Raw genomic sequence first — 14,795 nt, 5'->3', positions numbered from 1 at the left:
CGATTCAACTTCAGATGGTGAAGCTTTATGAGAATGGAAAGACAAGAGCGAGCATTGTTCGTGAATATGATCTTAGTGCATCTGCCCTAGATCGTTGGATCACGCAAAGCCAAGCGTCTGGCTCTTTTACAGAGAAGGCGAACCGAACCGACGAAGAAAATGAACTACTAGCTTTGCGTAAGGAAAATCAACGTCTCAAGATGGAGAATGACATTTTAAAGCAAGCCGCGCTGATCATGGGACGAAAGTAAATGTGATTCGCAATAATGCACACAAGTACTCGGTATCAGCAATGTGCAAAGTCCTGCAACTACCACGGAGCACGTATTACTACAAGCCTGAGCCCGCTGCTAACGAGGAGGAACAGCAAGTAGAAGAAGCGGTTGTGGATATCTTCGAAGCTAGCCGGAACAACTACGGGACAAGAAAAATCAAAGTAGAATTAGGCAAGCGAAATCGGTTAGTCTCGCGCCGTAAGATCGGTCAGATCATGAGTAAATATGGTCTGGTATCCAACTACACGGTAGCGCAGTACAAGCCTGTTAAGAGCGATTCGAATGAAGTTGTTGTAAAGAATGAGCTTCAACGCGAATTTGATCAAGATGAGCCTTTCGCTGTCGTCGTCAGCGATTTGACGTACGTACGCGTAGCGGGTAAATGGCATTATGTATGCTTATTTGTGGACCTCTTTAATCGTGAAATTATTGGGTACAGCAGCGGTCCCAACAAAACAGCAGAGCTGGTTTACAGCGCCATAGCAAGCATCTCTGTGCGGTTAGATCGGATTCAAATGTTTCATACGGACCGTGGCAAAGAGTTTGATAACAAGCTGATTTCTAAAGCGTTGACAACGTTTGGTGTCACCCGTTCCCTTAGCCGAAAAGGCTGTCCTTATGATAATGCCGTTGCAGAAGCAACATTTAAAATCTTCAAGACAGAATTCGCGAACCAAGCCCACTTCCTCACAGCAGAGCAACTTAACGTTGAACTTCACGATTACGTTCATTGGTTTAATTACCACAGAATTGGCACACTCGATTATCTGACTCCTGTTGAAGCCAGGAGCATGCCCTTATAAAAGTTGTTCAGTTTTGTGTTGACAATCCAGACGACACCTTCATCTTAAAGGGGTGCTCGATTTATTTCAAAGTCCAAAATTAAGGGAATACAGGAATGCTTTAAAGCCCGATTCCCCCTGCTAACCTGCATCAAATCAAGGAATCGGGCTTTAACAGCGATCGGAGGAATCCTCTGCCACGCAGCGTTCCCTCCTTCTAGAGGGCAACCACTAATTTTGGTTTTGAGCTAAAAAATTTATAACAAAGGGTTGACAACTTTTTTCTCATCATGGTATGATCTTTATTGTCGCTGATAGCGATACTTAATTGAAACGGGGCCATAGCTCAGCTGGGAGAGCGCATCGCTGGCAGCGATGAGGTCAGGGGTTCGATCCCCCTTGGCTCCACCAATATCACACACAAACGGCAGAGATGCCGTTTTTTTGTTATACTATATCTGGAGAATTCATAAAAGGAGTGAATTTATGAATTATTTTTCTGATGAATTCAAGAAATACTTAGTGGAACACTACGTACTCGATGCTTGGCAGTTTGTAGTTAACACGCAAAAAAATATAGTTACTGCCGGATACTGTTGTCATGTCATTGAATCGATAAATTCAAAAATGGAAGATGAGCACAGAGGATGGCAAGATGAAATAAATAAGGAAATTCAGCAACTACTTGCTGAAAAAGGTACCGGTTCGGTTGGTATTTCTTATGAAGGCTTACCGCAGTTTAAAATGGATATGTTCGGTATACCTGTTGATTATCCATTTCTTATCGATAAGTACATAAAAGACTTCTTCCAGTATTTACGAAATGCCATGGACTCTGCGGCTCAAATAGTTAATTCAGCACTACTAGCTAACCAAGGGTTGAACATAGAGAGGGTTGATTTTAACAAGATCATTCATGTTTTGAGTAATGCTTCATATGTGCAGGTATTTTCAAATACGCTTACGGTGTTATTACGAATCCAAAACAGTATTGAGTTTGCATATATGACAGAGTTTAATAATCGAATTAAACATATCAGTGATACTAAGCTTATTTTGTCACGGGAACTATTTGGTGACGGTATGACGTCCAAGATTGATGCCTTTTATAAAAAAGGAAACCAATTTGCCCAGCAAGACATCCTAACCATAACTAAAGAAGTCTTTGATTTTGTAGGTAAAGAGATCATTTTATTATTAGAAGCGATAAGCCAAGATATTAAATTGGATGCATTTATTCATGGACGAACTCATGACCTAAAGTTTCATGTTCAAACGGTAAAGGACGCACCTGACAGTAGCTTTACTGTAGTATATGTTGAAGCAGTGGATTCGATTGATGAGTTACCTGAGATATTGAGAGTTTTACTCGTCAGAAGTAACGAGGAAGTAAACTCAATGAATTCTGATTATGATGACATACTGGTTCGAGACAAGCACCAAAATTATATCGGTAGATTTATTCTTGATGAGTCGATTCATAATGATGGACTATTGCAGTATAGGCGCTATAAAAAAGATAACTATGAAGGTGTCTTGGCGTTTATCGAACAAACTAAAAAAATTTACCCGATCAGACCATTCCTCATGACGGGAGTTATTGTAAGCAAGGAGTAGTGATCTTGAGTCCAAAGAGCAACTCCCCGAACGTTAACGGGCTTGAGAAATCCTTCCAACTAAGTTATAACAAACAACAACTTGTTGATTGGGAGGTTTTCATATGACGGCTGTTGCTCAAACTTGCTATGATGTACGTGAATCTTATCGTAGTCCTCTCGTCGGTCTTGAACGACGATACGCAGACGCAAATGCTGTGTCTATTATGAGACGCCACTGCAAGCTAGGCGTGGAGCATGGCAGAGCGGATACGTCACCAGAGCCGCGGTGGCAAATCCGTGAAGAAATTCAGAGCTTACGGGCGCTTCGCGATGATCTTATCGCGGAATGGATTGAGGATGTAAAAAAATGGATAAAGATTGGTACGGCAAAATGCTGACTCATAGCTCTGTAGCAAGTAGTCCAGTGTATAAGAAGTCATAACATTTGCGCCTCCCGCCCCACGCTTTGCTGGGGCATTTTTTATTGATAAAAACGCACAAAAGGGAATGTATGTTTGGTATAATGTTAAGAAGTAGATTGACACTCGTAGTTTATTTAAGTAAGCATCTTTGGTTATGTGTCAACTCAAATAAAACCTAACAGAAGAAGGGTTATTGTGTCGTACTAGTCTTCTAACATATAATAATTGAATGGAGGGAAACGCATGCAACAGGTTATAAAGGAAGGAAAAGTTAATTTGGCGTCTGCGCCGTGGGCGATGCATGAATTTTTTGCAGGAAGCGGTTTAGTTGCTTACGGTTTGAAAGGGATGTTTCGCCCTGTTTGGTCAAATGACGTAAGTTCTAAAAAAGCTGCTGCATATGAAAAAAATTTCATGAGCAAACATTTTGTACTAGACGATATTAAAAATATATCAGGTGAGAAGATACCTTATGCGCACTTATCTTGGGCAAGTTTTCCGTGCCAAGATTTATCTCTGGCGGGTTCTTTAGGTGGGATTGACGCAGAGCGTAGCGGTTTGGTTTGGGAATGGCTTCGTATACTACAGGAAATGCCGGAAAGACCGGCTCTTTTATTAATTGAAAACGTTACGGGGTTGTTATCGACAAATTCTGGAGCAAACTATATTAAGCTTCATCATGCTCTTTCTGAACTAGGTTATAGAAGTGGCGCTATTCTGCTTGACGCATCACTTTTTGTTCCACAGTCCAGACCGAGGGTTTTTGTTATTGCTGTGAAACAAGGAATATCTATACCTCCTGAATTATGTGACTCAGGCCCTAACTGGTTACATAACAAAGCCGCTGCTGGACTAGGCCGCACATTACCTGATTGGATATGGTGGCGCACTGACAAGCCGTCAAAGCGTAAACAAAACCTTGTTGATGTCATTGACTTTAATCTTCCCTACGATAAAGACGATGTATTGAGGCTTATACCTGCTCATCATCAGGCAAAGCTTGATGAGTTTAATGAGATCATTGCAACAGGCTACCGTCGTATTAGACACGCTAAGCAATGTTTAGAACTCCGTTTTGATGGAGTAGCCGGTTGTCTTCGAACACCAGAGGGCGGTAGTAGCAAGCAATTTTTGATTGTTAAAAAAGATGGGGAAATACACGCAAGATTGTTGTCTCCACGAGAAGCCGCTCGACTAATGGGCGCGCCGGACAGCTACATTCTCCCCGGTACCAACAACGACGGCTATAAAGCTATGGGAGACGCGGTAGCGCTTCCTGTCGCTTCGTTTGTCGGCGAGTCCTTTTTGATAAAACTGGCGGAGGTTATATATAATGAGCGGCTCGAACAATCGCTTAATAGAGTTTCAACAGGAGCATAATGCATTTACGAAAGGACCATTATCCTTATTAATCCAGTTAACTCGAATGGTTCGAGGAATGGCTTTCCCACTTGATCCAAATGACTTTTTGACGGAAAATATGGGACAAGTTGCAGGGCTTGGTGGCTCCAATTTGAAAAAGATTCTTAAAGAACATGGTATTACTCGAACTTTGGCGTCAGAAGGCGGACGCACCAGCCGCGGCAATATGGGACTTATGTTCAGATATGTGGAATTTCTTAATCAATGGCGTACAGTTGAGGAAGTAAGTTTTGACGAAATAGAAAGCTTTTGGGCCGATCAGGTGCGCGGTTATTTTAACAATCAGCCTTTTACGCTAACTGCTGACCCGTCTCGAACCATTGCTGCGAGTTTAGATGAGTTGTTTGAACAAGCTAAAAAGAGACAAAAGGAAAATCCAGGAACGCAATATTTAGGTACGATGCTTCAGCATCTTGTTGGTGCAAAGCTATTCATTATTATGCCTGTCAATGGGTTTGAAATTCATGGCGCTTCAGTTGCAGATTCTCCTACTGATCGCAGCGGAGATTTTGTAATTAATGATACGATTCTGCACTGTACTACTGCACCCGGGGAACCGCTTATTCAGAAATGCAAAATGAATATCCGAGCGGGGTGTCTCCCGGTAATCATTACTATATTCGATCGTGTCCGTACTGCTCTCGATCTTGCTGCAGATTCAGGCTTAAGTGGACGTATTGAAGTATGGGACATTCAGCAATTTCTCTCTACTAATGTTAATGAACACAGTATGTTTGACGGCTCGGCGAGAAATGCTAAGCTTGCTGACATCATCGTGAAATATAATGCTATTATTGATGACAAGGAAACCGATCCCAGTTTACGAATCGAATTTGAAGCGAAGTGACACAAAGGAGGTAATGTTGGATGGGAAATGGGTTAACAAATACACAGGTGCTTCTAAACGCATATATAAAGCAGGAACATGAAGAAAATCCGCATTATTCTCGTGAAGATGATTTTTTCGAGTTTTTCGCGGTATCTCAGGTGTTAAAAGAATATGATTTAAGCGATGAAGAAATTGAAAATGGCTTGTGTGACGCGACTTTGGACGGGGGATGCGATGGCATTTTTTTATTTGCAGATGGATCATTACTAGATGAAAATGCAAGCACTTTTGAGAACATAAAAAAAGGATCTAATTTAGATATATATATATTTCAGACTAAGAACACTGTTTCTTTTCGTGAAGACGCTCTAATGAAATGGAAAACCACCTGTTCTAATCTATTTGATATGGATAAGAATATGGATATATTTAAAGATAGATATAATTCTAAAGTGCGATCATTATTTGAACTTTTTCGCAAAGTATATATTGGACTGGTACGGAAAAGTCCCAAAGTGAGCATTCGATTTTGCTATGTCACTAAAGGAAGTGAAGTACATTCAAATGTTCAAAAACAAGCCGAAGAATTGTGTTTAATGATTAAGGAGCTTTTTCCAAATCCGTCGACTTCGATAAATGTGAATTTTATAGGCGCAAATAGATTGTATGAGCTTGCTAATAAGATTATAGATAACGAGTTTACCCTTGTATTATCGGAAAACCCTATAACAAATGCTTCATCAAAAGTATTTGTAGCCTTGGTTAATCTTGCGGAATATTATAAATTTATGGTTAATGAAAATAATGAACTTATTAGGCATATTTTCGAAGCAAATGTACGAGATTATCAGGGAAACGTACAAGTTAACAAAGATATAAATGATACACTGGAGAATTCAGTTAATGAGAATTTTTGGTGGTTAAATAATGGTGCAACTATTATTGCTTCAAATGCGACTCTTGTTACAGGTAAAACATTGGTTTTAAATGATCCTGAAATAGTTAATGGGCTACAGACTTCAACAGAAATTTATAACTATTTCACAAAGTATCCAGAGCGTCTTGAAATTGAATCTCGTGATCTTCTTGTTAGAGTTATTGTACCAACAACGGAGGATTCCAGAGACAAGATAATATTTGCTACTAACAATCAAACACCTATTCAGAAATCTTCTTTGCGAGCTACGGATACAATCCATAGACAAATAGAAATGTATTTTAAGGGAAAAGATTTGTATTATGATCGAAGGAAAAATTACTATAAAAACAATGGAAAAAAGCCGGCTCAAATAGTTAGCTTGCCATTCTTGTCTCAGTGTCTCATAGCGGTTTTATTACAAAGTCCGAATGATTCTAGAGCACGACCCTCTACTCTTTTAGCAGATGATGATCGTTACGATACTCTATATAAGTCTGATCAAGATTTAGATGTATTTTATCATATAGCATACGTGGGAAAACTCGTTGAAAATATTTTAAAAACAAAGTGTGATTACACAACAACGCAAGCCTCAGATATTAAGTTCTATGTACTTTATACATTATTTGCGAAGTTATCAAAAAAGATTAAAGTAACTTCAAAAGATGTTATTCCGTTACGACCAGATTGTGTTTCGGAAGAATTCATCGTAGAAACTGCTACAGAAATTTTTAAGATGTATACTGAATTAGGTGGAACTGATAGAGTAGCAAAGAGTACAGAATTAATTACTACACTGAAAAGTAAATTGGAATTAGATTTTTTAGTGTATAGCGAGCAGTGAAATATGGCTGACGTTTTTGATCCTCAGAAGCGAAGCGAAATAATGTCCATGGTTCGTAGTAAAGACACAGTACCCGAAATCCGAGTCAGAAAGTTATTCCATAGCATGGGCTATCGTTTTCGGTTACAGCGAAATGACCTACCCGGCAAGCCAGACATTGTTCTATCCTGTTATTTTTATTCATGGGTGTTTCTGGCATGGTTGTCCCACATGCAGACATGCGCAAATTCGGCCAAAGTCTAACTCTGACTATTGGGAAAAAAAGCTTGATCGGACACTAAGACGGGATCAGACAACAAAGCTGAACTTGAGACTATGAGGTGGCGCGTCATAATTGTGTGGGAGTGCGAAACCAAGAAAACAAAATTGCCTTTCCTGAAGGAGAGGCTGGAGCATCTCTTTCCCAAAAAGCGCTGAAAAGGATTTTTATGTGAGTAGATATTAGCGCTTGATACAAGGAAGATCAACATATACGATTTAAAAGTATCTCAAGAGCATGTTCGCATTGTTTGCGGCGATGGGTCGATTGCCCCGTTTTTGGGGCTGTGAAACCGACCACGACGGGAGAGCGCATCGCTGGCAGCGATGAGGTCAGAGGTCCAATCCATCCTTGGCTCCACCAAACAACACAGATAAACGGCAGATATGCCTTTTTTTATTTTACAAGCGTAAACGGCTTTGCCGTCCTTTGACGGGCAAAAACTTCGTTTCGCGGAGAAATATATTAGTGGTTGACATAGAGGAGAGAGCAGCGAAGGGGCAGAGGAATTCTGGAGAAACGAACGTGGTCGCCTCCCTCCTTTTGTTTCAATTTTCTTGCTCTAGCTCGCTCATTCGCAGGATTTCATTCGTTACATCTACAAATGAGGGAAACGAGGGGAAAGCAGGGGACTCCGTTTTTGACATGGGCAACACGAAATAAAGGAAACGAAAGATTCCCCACCATTTTCCTGTATTCGCATACTCCAGCGTTATCCTTGAGATTTGCCCTCCCATGTCTCAACGGGTCCATGCCCTTTCATTCCTTCGTCACACCTATCCAAGGAGTTGGAGTTCGACCATGCTTTAAAAACGAGTCTGAGCGCCCTTTAGGCGACCATTGTCGTTTCTTTATGCTTCTTGTTATCCTGCGAATGAGCCAACTGGCAAAGCGGGACCGATTCTGTTGATTAGGCTCCCGTCATTATTTTATGGCTATCGTATTCACACTGGCTCCTAGCCATCGCGACAAGCATACGGGCCAATTTACCGCATAGCTTCATAATCGACTTCATGCCGTTCATTTTTTTCACGTGTTTATTGTGCTGATGAAGTGCTCGGAATTCCGGATGCAAGGCCACCATGTTAAATACAGTCAGATAGAGAATTTTCCGTAATCCAGGCCGGCCTCGTTTGGTGATTTTCGTCTCTCCTCGGTACGTACCAGAACGATTCTCAGACAGGTATAAACCAGCCAAACGAAGTAACGGGTTACCGTGAGCAAACGTACTTCAATCGCCAGCTTCACTGTATACGATCGCTAACGTGACGTCGTGAAACCCTTTGATTGTACGTAACACTTTTGAAGCCGGAATAGCTGCCACATGCTGGGACAACTCGTGCTCCAGCTGATCAAGCTGGGTGCGAAATAATTGGTACTGTTGTAGAAGCAACGCCAGACTGAGGGTGGCCTCTTTCACAATCCCAGGAATCGCGGCGGTGTGCTTGGCTGCCTGAATCAGATCCCGAGCCACTTGACGGCTTCCTGCTCGCTTCATGTCTTTTTTCCATCCCGCAATCACCTCATCTTCGGTCAGATGACATAGCTGAGAAGGATGGGGAAACTGGGCTAATGTCGCTAACGCTGTTTTTTTGGTGATGTCCTTGAACACACTTCGAAATTCCGGGAAATAGATGTCCGTCCAACGATGTAACTGATTAACGACAGCAGACATTTGTTTGTTTATAAACTCTCGGGTGGTCACAAGTTGCCTGAGGGCGCAATAAGGCTCGGATTGCAAATTGGCTTCCGTATAATAGCCATTCTTGATCATGTCAGCAATGACAAGAGCGTTGGATTTATGGCAAAGACTCCTAAGGGATTGCATCCACTGATGCAACCGCTCAAAGCCAGCCAAGTCATTGGAGAAAGCCAGATAACTACCTTGCTCAATCCCGCGATAATCTGTGGCACGGGCGACATGAGTAAATTTAGCAATGTCAATGCCAATAATGAGATGGTCGGAAGTGATCCGTTCAATACGTTGATTTTGCTGGATAGATTGTTTAAACTTCATAGTAAGAGCACCTTCCTTAGATGTATGGGGTTTTGGACGACACCTTCATCTTAAAGGGGTGCTCGATTTATTTCAAAGTCCAAAATTAAGGGAATACAGGAATGCTTTAAATCCCGATTCCCCTGCTAACCTGCATCAAATCAAGGAATCGGGCTTTGACAGCGATCGGAAGAATTCTCTGCCACGCAGCGTTCCCTCCTTCTAGAGGGCAACCACTAATTTTGGTTTTGAGCCTTTTATATTTTGATAAAAAGCCGCCTTCGGGCGGCTTTTTTCTTTGCCCAGGTTGTGCGCAAAATTGAAGTGTCGTAGGACATCCTGAACAATATTTCTTCAGACATTCCTAACGTCAGAAAAACTCGTTGGCATTTTGGGCTCATTTATCCCTTCCCAAATGACTATTTTATCCATATAAATAACGAATAAACAAATTATGGAGATGTCGCCAATGAAAAGAACTGGACAATTAAGAGATTTAATCCATTCACCGCAGACACATTTTCTCATGGAAGCTCATAACGGTTTATCGGCAGCCATCGTAGAGGAAGCTGGTTTTAAAGGGATTTGGGCAAGCGGATTATCATTATCTGCCTCAATGGGAGTCAGGGATAACAATGAACTTTCATGGACTCAAGTGCTCGATCAGTTGGAATTTATGAATGACGCTACATCCATTCCGATTTTGCTTGACGGGGACACTGGTTACGGCAATTTCAACAATGCCAGGCGATTAGTAAGGAAATTGGAACAGCGGGACATAGCCGGAGTATGCATTGAAGACAAATTATTTCCGAAGACGAATTCGTTTATCAACAGCACTTCCCAACCGTTGGCTAATATAGACGAGTTTTGCGGAAAAATCAAAGCGATGAAGGATGCCCAACAGGATGATATGTTTAGCGTTGTTGCCAGAGTTGAAGCTTTTATTGCGGGTTGGGGAATTAAGGAAGCATTGTTGCGTGCGGAAGCCTATCGCTCGGCTGGTGCAGATGCCATACTGATACACAGTAATCAAAAAGACGCCTCGGAAATTGAATTGTTCATGAAAGAGTGGGCCGGAAGACATCCTGTAGTGATTGTGCCCACTAAGTATTATACAACCCCAACACAATTTTTCGCAGATTTAGGCGTGAACCTCATTATTTGGGCAAATCATAATTTGCGTACAGCCATTCTTGCTATGAAAAACGTTACTAGCCAGATTTTCAGGGAGCAGAGCCTTATCCATGTTGAAAAAAACATTGCTTCCTTAGAAGAAGTGTTCCGATTACAAAGAGTCGATGAATTACAACTGGCTGAAAAAAAATACTTGCCTCCGTCCGGTAATAAATCGGGTAATGGACAATGTTAAGTACCAAAATTTTTGGCGAGGAATTAAGGAAACAGGGCTTTACTTTTTATAGTGGAGTCCCTTGCAGTTTTTTGAAAAGTTTGATCAATTATGCAATTAATGAACTTGAGTATGTTGCTGCAGCTAATGAAGGAGACGCAGTCGCCATCGCTTCGGGCGCCTATTTAGGTGGAAAAAAATCTGTAGTTTTAATGCAAAACTCCGGCCTTACCAATGCGGTTTCACCTCTGACCTCACTAAATTATTCGTTTCGCATTCCAATTCTTGGTTTTGTAAGCTTAAGAGGAGAGCCTGGCATTCCCGATGAACCGCAGCATGAGCTTATGGGAAAGATTACTACGCAAATGCTGGAGCTCATGCAAATCGGTTGGGAATATCTTTCAGAGAATATCCATGAAGCAAGGGAACAGCTAGTTCGAGCAAATGAAGCTATAGACAATCAGAAATCTTATTTTTTTGTTGTCAGAAAAGGAACATTTGATAGTGAAGCTTTAAAAAACCAGACACAATCCGTAAGTCAGAATTATGAAAAAAAAACAAAGCGTCATGATGATCAGAGCCCTAGTCGTTATGAGGCGCTTGCAACAATAAATGCTCTACGTGATCAAAATACCGTTCAATTGGCCACCACCGGAATGACGGGACGGGAATTGTATGAAATCGAGGATGCAGCATGCAATTTGTATATGGTTGGTTCCATGGGATGTGTCGGTTCGCTCGGTCTTGGATTGGCCATGTCACAGCCCCAAAAAAACATCATTGTTATCGACGGAGACGGGTCATTGTTAATGCGCATGGGGAGTTTGGCGACAAATGGGTATTACCATCCGAACAATATGCTGCATATTTTGCTTGATAACCATGTTCATGACTCTACAGGAGGACAAAATACGGTATCCCATAATATGGACTTCATAAATATCGCGGCTTCTTGCGGTTATGCAAGATCCATTTACGTCCACAATCTGCAAGAATTAAAAGAAGAGATCACGGCTTGGAAGTTCAATCAAACGCATACTTTTTTATATATGAACATATCCAGAAAAGCCTCCGAACTAACAGGACGCCCTAAAATCAAGCCTTATGAAGTCAAGGAACGGCTTCGTCAAAATATAAAAAATGCAACCACTGAGGTGATACTCACTGAAAAGCATAGCAAGAAACATTTTGCTCAATCCGGGACCGGCTACAACGACGAAAAGTGTTAAAGTTGCGCAAGTAGTCCCTGACATTTGTCCTCGTGAAAAAGATTTCGGAAATGTTATGGAGTTCGTATCGGAAAAGCTAACTTGTTTTATTGCCGACCCTGCATCGTATACGACAGTTTTATTCGGCGGCTCTGGAACGGCGGCTGTAGAATCCATCATAAGTTCAGCCGTTGACCAAGGCGTCATCATTATTAATAATGGCGCTTACGGGAAACGAATGTGCGAAATTGCTGATGCTTATAGCTTGAAATATATCGAGTTTCACAGTTCCCTTACAGAACCAATCGATATGGAAGAATTGGAAAATTGCATAAATAAGTCTGCTTTTACGTGCTCTCATCTTGCTGTGGTTCATCATGAAACAACAACCGGGTTGTTGAATGATATCACCTCAATAGGCAAACTATGCAAAAAGTATGGCATAGATTTGATCGTGGACGCAATGAGCTCTTATGCGGCAATACCGATTAACATGAAAGACATGAATATATCGCACCTGGCCGCCAGTTCTAATAAAAATCTTCAGGGTATGCCAGGGATTTCCTTTGTCATCGCAAACATAGAAAAGCTAAAAGCTTTTCACAAGATAAAGCCGAGAAATTATTATTTAAACTTATTTGCTCAATATGACTACTTCTCTAATACGGGTCAAATGCGCTTCACCCCTCCCGTTCAAACCTTTTATGCATTAAAACAGGCGATCCACGAATTGGAAGCCGAAACGATAGAAAGAAGATATGCCCGCTATGTACGATCATGGGAAACATTGACCAATGGTTTTAATAAGTTCGGTTTAAAGTATCTTGTACCTGAAAGTTCCCATTCCAAACTAATCACCTCTTTCAAGGAGCCTGTCTGCAGCAGATACGATTTTACAGAAATGCATGACTTTCTATATAGCCAAGGTTATACAATTTACCCGGGAAAACTGACGGGCCTGAAAACATTCAGAATTGCCAATATCGGAGACATCACAAATAAGGATATTGAGAAATTTTTGAATTTGTTCGAGGAATACCTCAAACAAATTCGTTATACTCAGTGAAAGAGGGATAATAAAGATGGCGCATGCAAACAAACTAGTAAAATACAAATGGATGACAAAATGGTCAAAGTTAGCTCCCTATTTGCCTGAAACAGCTCGCTTTAATGAGAGACAGTTCCGCAGACTCCTGGATAAATACGGGGATATCGTTGTAAAACCAAATGGAGGCAGCCGCGGACGAAATGTCATCCGGGTCTTTTACTCAGGGAATGGCCGCTATACCATTCATCATGAAAATAAACAGATATCTGTTCTTGGATTAACGAATGCTAAACAAGCCGTTATGAGAAGAATAAGCAGCGAAAATTACATTGTCCAGCGCAGGATCCGTCTAGCAACGGTGAATCGACAACCGTTTGACGTTAGGGTAATCGTTCAAAGGAAAGCCCAATCTAATAAGTGGGAAGTGACTGGAAAACTCGCTAAATTGGCAGGGAAAGGATATATTGTGACAAATCTGACGAGAAGTGGCGGGAGCGCTCTCCCGTTTTCCAAAGCCATTCAAAAATCGTCAATTGAAAACCGTTTTAAGAAAGGACTGGTCTCAGAATTAAATACGGTTGCGGTATATTCAGCGCATTGTTTGAGAAGTCTTTATCCCAAACAGCGAATTTACGGATTGGATGTAGGAATTGATAATAAAGGTTTTATATGGATTATTGAAGCAAACAAACACCCGTCCATGTCCCATTTCCGCAAACTTGGCGCCCAAAAAACCATTCGCAGAATCATGAGTTTCAAGCGCACAACCTAATCGCCCACTACCAATTTAACCCTCCATTGATTTGGAGGGTTTTGATTTTTTATGCTGTCCTGTTGGTGGTGTCAGCAAAACTTTAGCTGTAAAACAGTTCTTGAAATACCATTTTCATATGATATATTTATTATATTCCTTATTACATGAAATAGTTGTCTATTCGGCAGCATGAGGAGCAATACTATGATAAAAAATAATGAATGGATCAAGGAGCCTATTATTAAAGAGCCTATTATTAAAGGATACCAGCACCACGCTTATCCGCTTTCCATAATGTCAAGCCACAAACACTTTGATAACTGGTTTTGTAATCATTATATCCAACTTAAATGTAATCGAGCTGACACGGAATTGCATTTTGACTTTTGCGGATATATTTTTGTTCAGCATCAACACCCCTTTTTGAGGGTTCAAAGAATCAGTAGAAACATTGCATCGACAGGTTTTAAAAGTATTGGTTCTTTTGTTGATTCAGCATTATCTTTAGGCTACTGTGTATATTTGTTTCTCGATGAATACTATATTGCAGAAAAAAGGGCCTTTAAGAAAAATCATTTCATTCACGATAGTTTGATAACGGGTCAATTAACGGAGCAAGATGGTTATATTATGAGAGGATACACAAATAAAAGTACATATTCAGAACTTAGTATTTCTTCGGAAAATCTCTTGCAAGCTTTTCAAGCCGTACCTGATCATGTTGAGGATTGGCAGAGTTATATCTATGTCATTCATGTTGATCCAACGGCTACTTACAGCTTTAATATGGATCTTTTTGTAGAAGAAGTAAAAGGTTACTACTTATCTATCCCGTATAACATAAAACTATCTTCTTTTTATAATCTTGACCCTTTGAATACAATTTTCGGAATTAAGGCTCAAAGTTATTTGATTAATTATATAGAACAAACCAATGGTTTTTTAGATATTAGACCTTTTCATATTATTTGGGAACACAAGCTTAGTATGGATTACCGTCTATCATTTTTAATTAAAAATAATTATTTAAAAGGAGAAATGATTGAAAAGTTAGATTATAAAATGTTTGCCCATAAAGCTCTAATTAT

General features: G+C 40.6%; 13 protein-coding genes, 1 tRNA gene and 1 pseudogene. 13 read left to right on the top strand and 2 right to left on the bottom strand.

The features are described 5' to 3' along the window. Window positions 1–14: 14 nt before the first annotated feature. The 8 genes from JFN88_RS00075 to JFN88_RS25055 all read left to right on the top strand — a co-directional run bounded on the left by JFN88_RS00075 (window position 15) and on the right by JFN88_RS25055 (window position 7,334). A protein-coding gene (locus JFN88_RS00075; protein WP_199017247.1) for an IS3 family transposase occupies window positions 15–1,078 on the top strand; the annotation gives its coding sequence in 2 pieces (ribosomal slippage) (window positions 15–216 and window positions 216–1,078; 1,065 coding nt in all). 314 nt (window positions 1,079–1,392) lie between these two features. Then, a tRNA-Ala gene (locus JFN88_RS00070) sits at window positions 1,393–1,468 on the top strand. Between the two features lie 75 nt (window positions 1,469–1,543). After that, a complete protein-coding gene (locus JFN88_RS00065) occupies window positions 1,544–2,674 on the top strand; it encodes a hypothetical protein (protein WP_199017246.1) in 1,131 nt (376 codons plus the stop codon). Between the two features lie 103 nt (window positions 2,675–2,777). Further along, window positions 2,778–3,053 carry a hypothetical protein gene (locus JFN88_RS00060; protein WP_199017245.1) on the top strand — a complete coding sequence of 92 codons (276 nt, stop codon included), beginning with the start codon at window positions 2,778–2,780 and terminating at the stop codon, window positions 3,051–3,053. A gap of 267 nt (window positions 3,054–3,320) precedes the next feature. After that, a complete protein-coding gene (locus JFN88_RS00055; RefSeq protein WP_199017244.1) occupies window positions 3,321–4,457 on the top strand; it encodes a DNA cytosine methyltransferase in 1,137 nt (378 codons plus the stop codon). After that, window positions 4,411–5,346, top strand: coding sequence for a DUF4928 family protein (locus JFN88_RS00050; protein WP_199017243.1), 936 nt, complete (start codon window positions 4,411–4,413; stop codon window positions 5,344–5,346). The genes JFN88_RS00055 and JFN88_RS00050 overlap by 47 nt, the downstream gene beginning before the upstream one ends. 20 nt (window positions 5,347–5,366) lie before the next feature. Next, window positions 5,367–7,091, top strand: coding sequence for an AIPR family protein (locus JFN88_RS00045; protein ID WP_199017242.1), 1,725 nt, complete (start codon window positions 5,367–5,369; stop codon window positions 7,089–7,091). Window positions 7,092–7,094: 3 nt separating this feature from the next. Continuing rightward, window positions 7,095–7,334: a hypothetical protein gene (locus JFN88_RS25055; RefSeq protein WP_199017241.1), complete on the top strand. Its 240-nt coding sequence runs from the start codon at window positions 7,095–7,097 to the stop codon at window positions 7,332–7,334. A gap of 926 nt (window positions 7,335–8,260) precedes the next feature. Here JFN88_RS25055 and JFN88_RS25050 read toward each other — a convergent pair. Both JFN88_RS25050 and JFN88_RS00030 read right to left on the bottom strand, forming a co-directional pair. Further along, window positions 8,261–8,566: pseudogene (locus JFN88_RS25050) on the bottom strand (transposase); the annotation flags it as partial. Between the two features lie 15 nt (window positions 8,567–8,581). Next, window positions 8,582–9,367 carry a hypothetical protein gene (locus tag JFN88_RS00030; RefSeq protein WP_199017239.1) on the bottom strand — a complete coding sequence of 262 codons (786 nt, stop codon included), beginning with the start codon at window positions 9,365–9,367 and terminating at the stop codon, window positions 8,582–8,584. A gap of 448 nt (window positions 9,368–9,815) precedes the next feature. Between JFN88_RS00030 and aepX the strand changes: the two genes are divergently transcribed. From aepX to JFN88_RS00005, 5 genes are all read left to right on the top strand, one after another. Further along, window positions 9,816–10,718, top strand: coding sequence for a phosphoenolpyruvate mutase (gene aepX, locus JFN88_RS00025; protein ID WP_199017238.1), 903 nt, complete (start codon window positions 9,816–9,818; stop codon window positions 10,716–10,718). Continuing rightward, the gene (aepY, locus tag JFN88_RS00020; protein ID WP_199017237.1) at window positions 10,712–11,926 is read left to right on the top strand and encodes a phosphonopyruvate decarboxylase; all 1,215 of its coding nucleotides are present in this window, start codon (window positions 10,712–10,714) and stop codon (window positions 11,924–11,926) included. The genes aepX and aepY overlap by 7 nt, the downstream gene beginning before the upstream one ends. Next, window positions 11,862–12,971, top strand: a complete 1,110-nt coding sequence (locus JFN88_RS00015) for a 2-aminoethylphosphonate aminotransferase (protein ID WP_199017396.1) — start codon at window positions 11,862–11,864, stop codon at window positions 12,969–12,971. Before aepY ends, JFN88_RS00015 begins: the two co-directional genes overlap by 65 nt. A gap of 16 nt (window positions 12,972–12,987) precedes the next feature. Then, complete coding sequence (locus JFN88_RS00010) at window positions 12,988–13,725, top strand: YheC/YheD family protein (RefSeq protein WP_199017236.1); 738 nt, start codon at window positions 12,988–12,990, stop codon at window positions 13,723–13,725. 186 nt (window positions 13,726–13,911) lie between these two features. Beyond that, window positions 13,912–14,795 (top strand): hypothetical protein (locus JFN88_RS00005; protein WP_199017235.1); only part of this gene is annotated, 884 nt, incomplete at its 3' end.

Origin of the sequence: Paenibacillus roseus (assembly GCF_016424485.1) — a bacterium.
Lineage (GTDB): Bacteria > Bacillota > Bacilli > Paenibacillales > Paenibacillaceae > Paenibacillus_D > Paenibacillus_D roseus.
Note: the sequence above shows the minus strand (reverse complement) of the source record. Positions and strands in the feature narration are given on the sequence as shown.

What these genes read in the sequence shown, in the direction of transcription:
- JFN88_RS00065 (WP_199017246.1), top strand. Translation starts at nt 1,544, where the DNA reads ATGAATTATTTTTCTGATGAATTCAAGAAATACTTAGTGGAACACTAC.
- JFN88_RS00060 (WP_199017245.1), top strand. Translation starts at nt 2,778, where the DNA reads ATGACGGCTGTTGCTCAAACTTGCTATGATGTACGTGAATCTTATCGT.
- JFN88_RS00055 (WP_199017244.1), top strand. Translation starts at nt 3,321, where the DNA reads ATGCAACAGGTTATAAAGGAAGGAAAAGTTAATTTGGCGTCTGCGCCG.
- JFN88_RS00050 (WP_199017243.1), top strand. Translation starts at nt 4,411, where the DNA reads ATGAGCGGCTCGAACAATCGCTTAATAGAGTTTCAACAGGAGCATAAT.
- JFN88_RS00045 (WP_199017242.1), top strand. Translation starts at nt 5,367, where the DNA reads ATGGGAAATGGGTTAACAAATACACAGGTGCTTCTAAACGCATATATA.
- JFN88_RS25055 (WP_199017241.1), top strand. Translation starts at nt 7,095, where the DNA reads ATGGCTGACGTTTTTGATCCTCAGAAGCGAAGCGAAATAATGTCCATG.
- JFN88_RS00030 (WP_199017239.1), bottom strand. Translation starts at nt 9,367, where the DNA reads ATGAAGTTTAAACAATCTATCCAGCAAAATCAACGTATTGAACGGATC.
- aepX (WP_199017238.1), top strand. Translation starts at nt 9,816, where the DNA reads ATGAAAAGAACTGGACAATTAAGAGATTTAATCCATTCACCGCAGACA.
- aepY (WP_199017237.1), top strand. Translation starts at nt 10,712, where the DNA reads ATGTTAAGTACCAAAATTTTTGGCGAGGAATTAAGGAAACAGGGCTTT.
- JFN88_RS00010 (WP_199017236.1), top strand. Translation starts at nt 12,988, where the DNA reads ATGGCGCATGCAAACAAACTAGTAAAATACAAATGGATGACAAAATGG.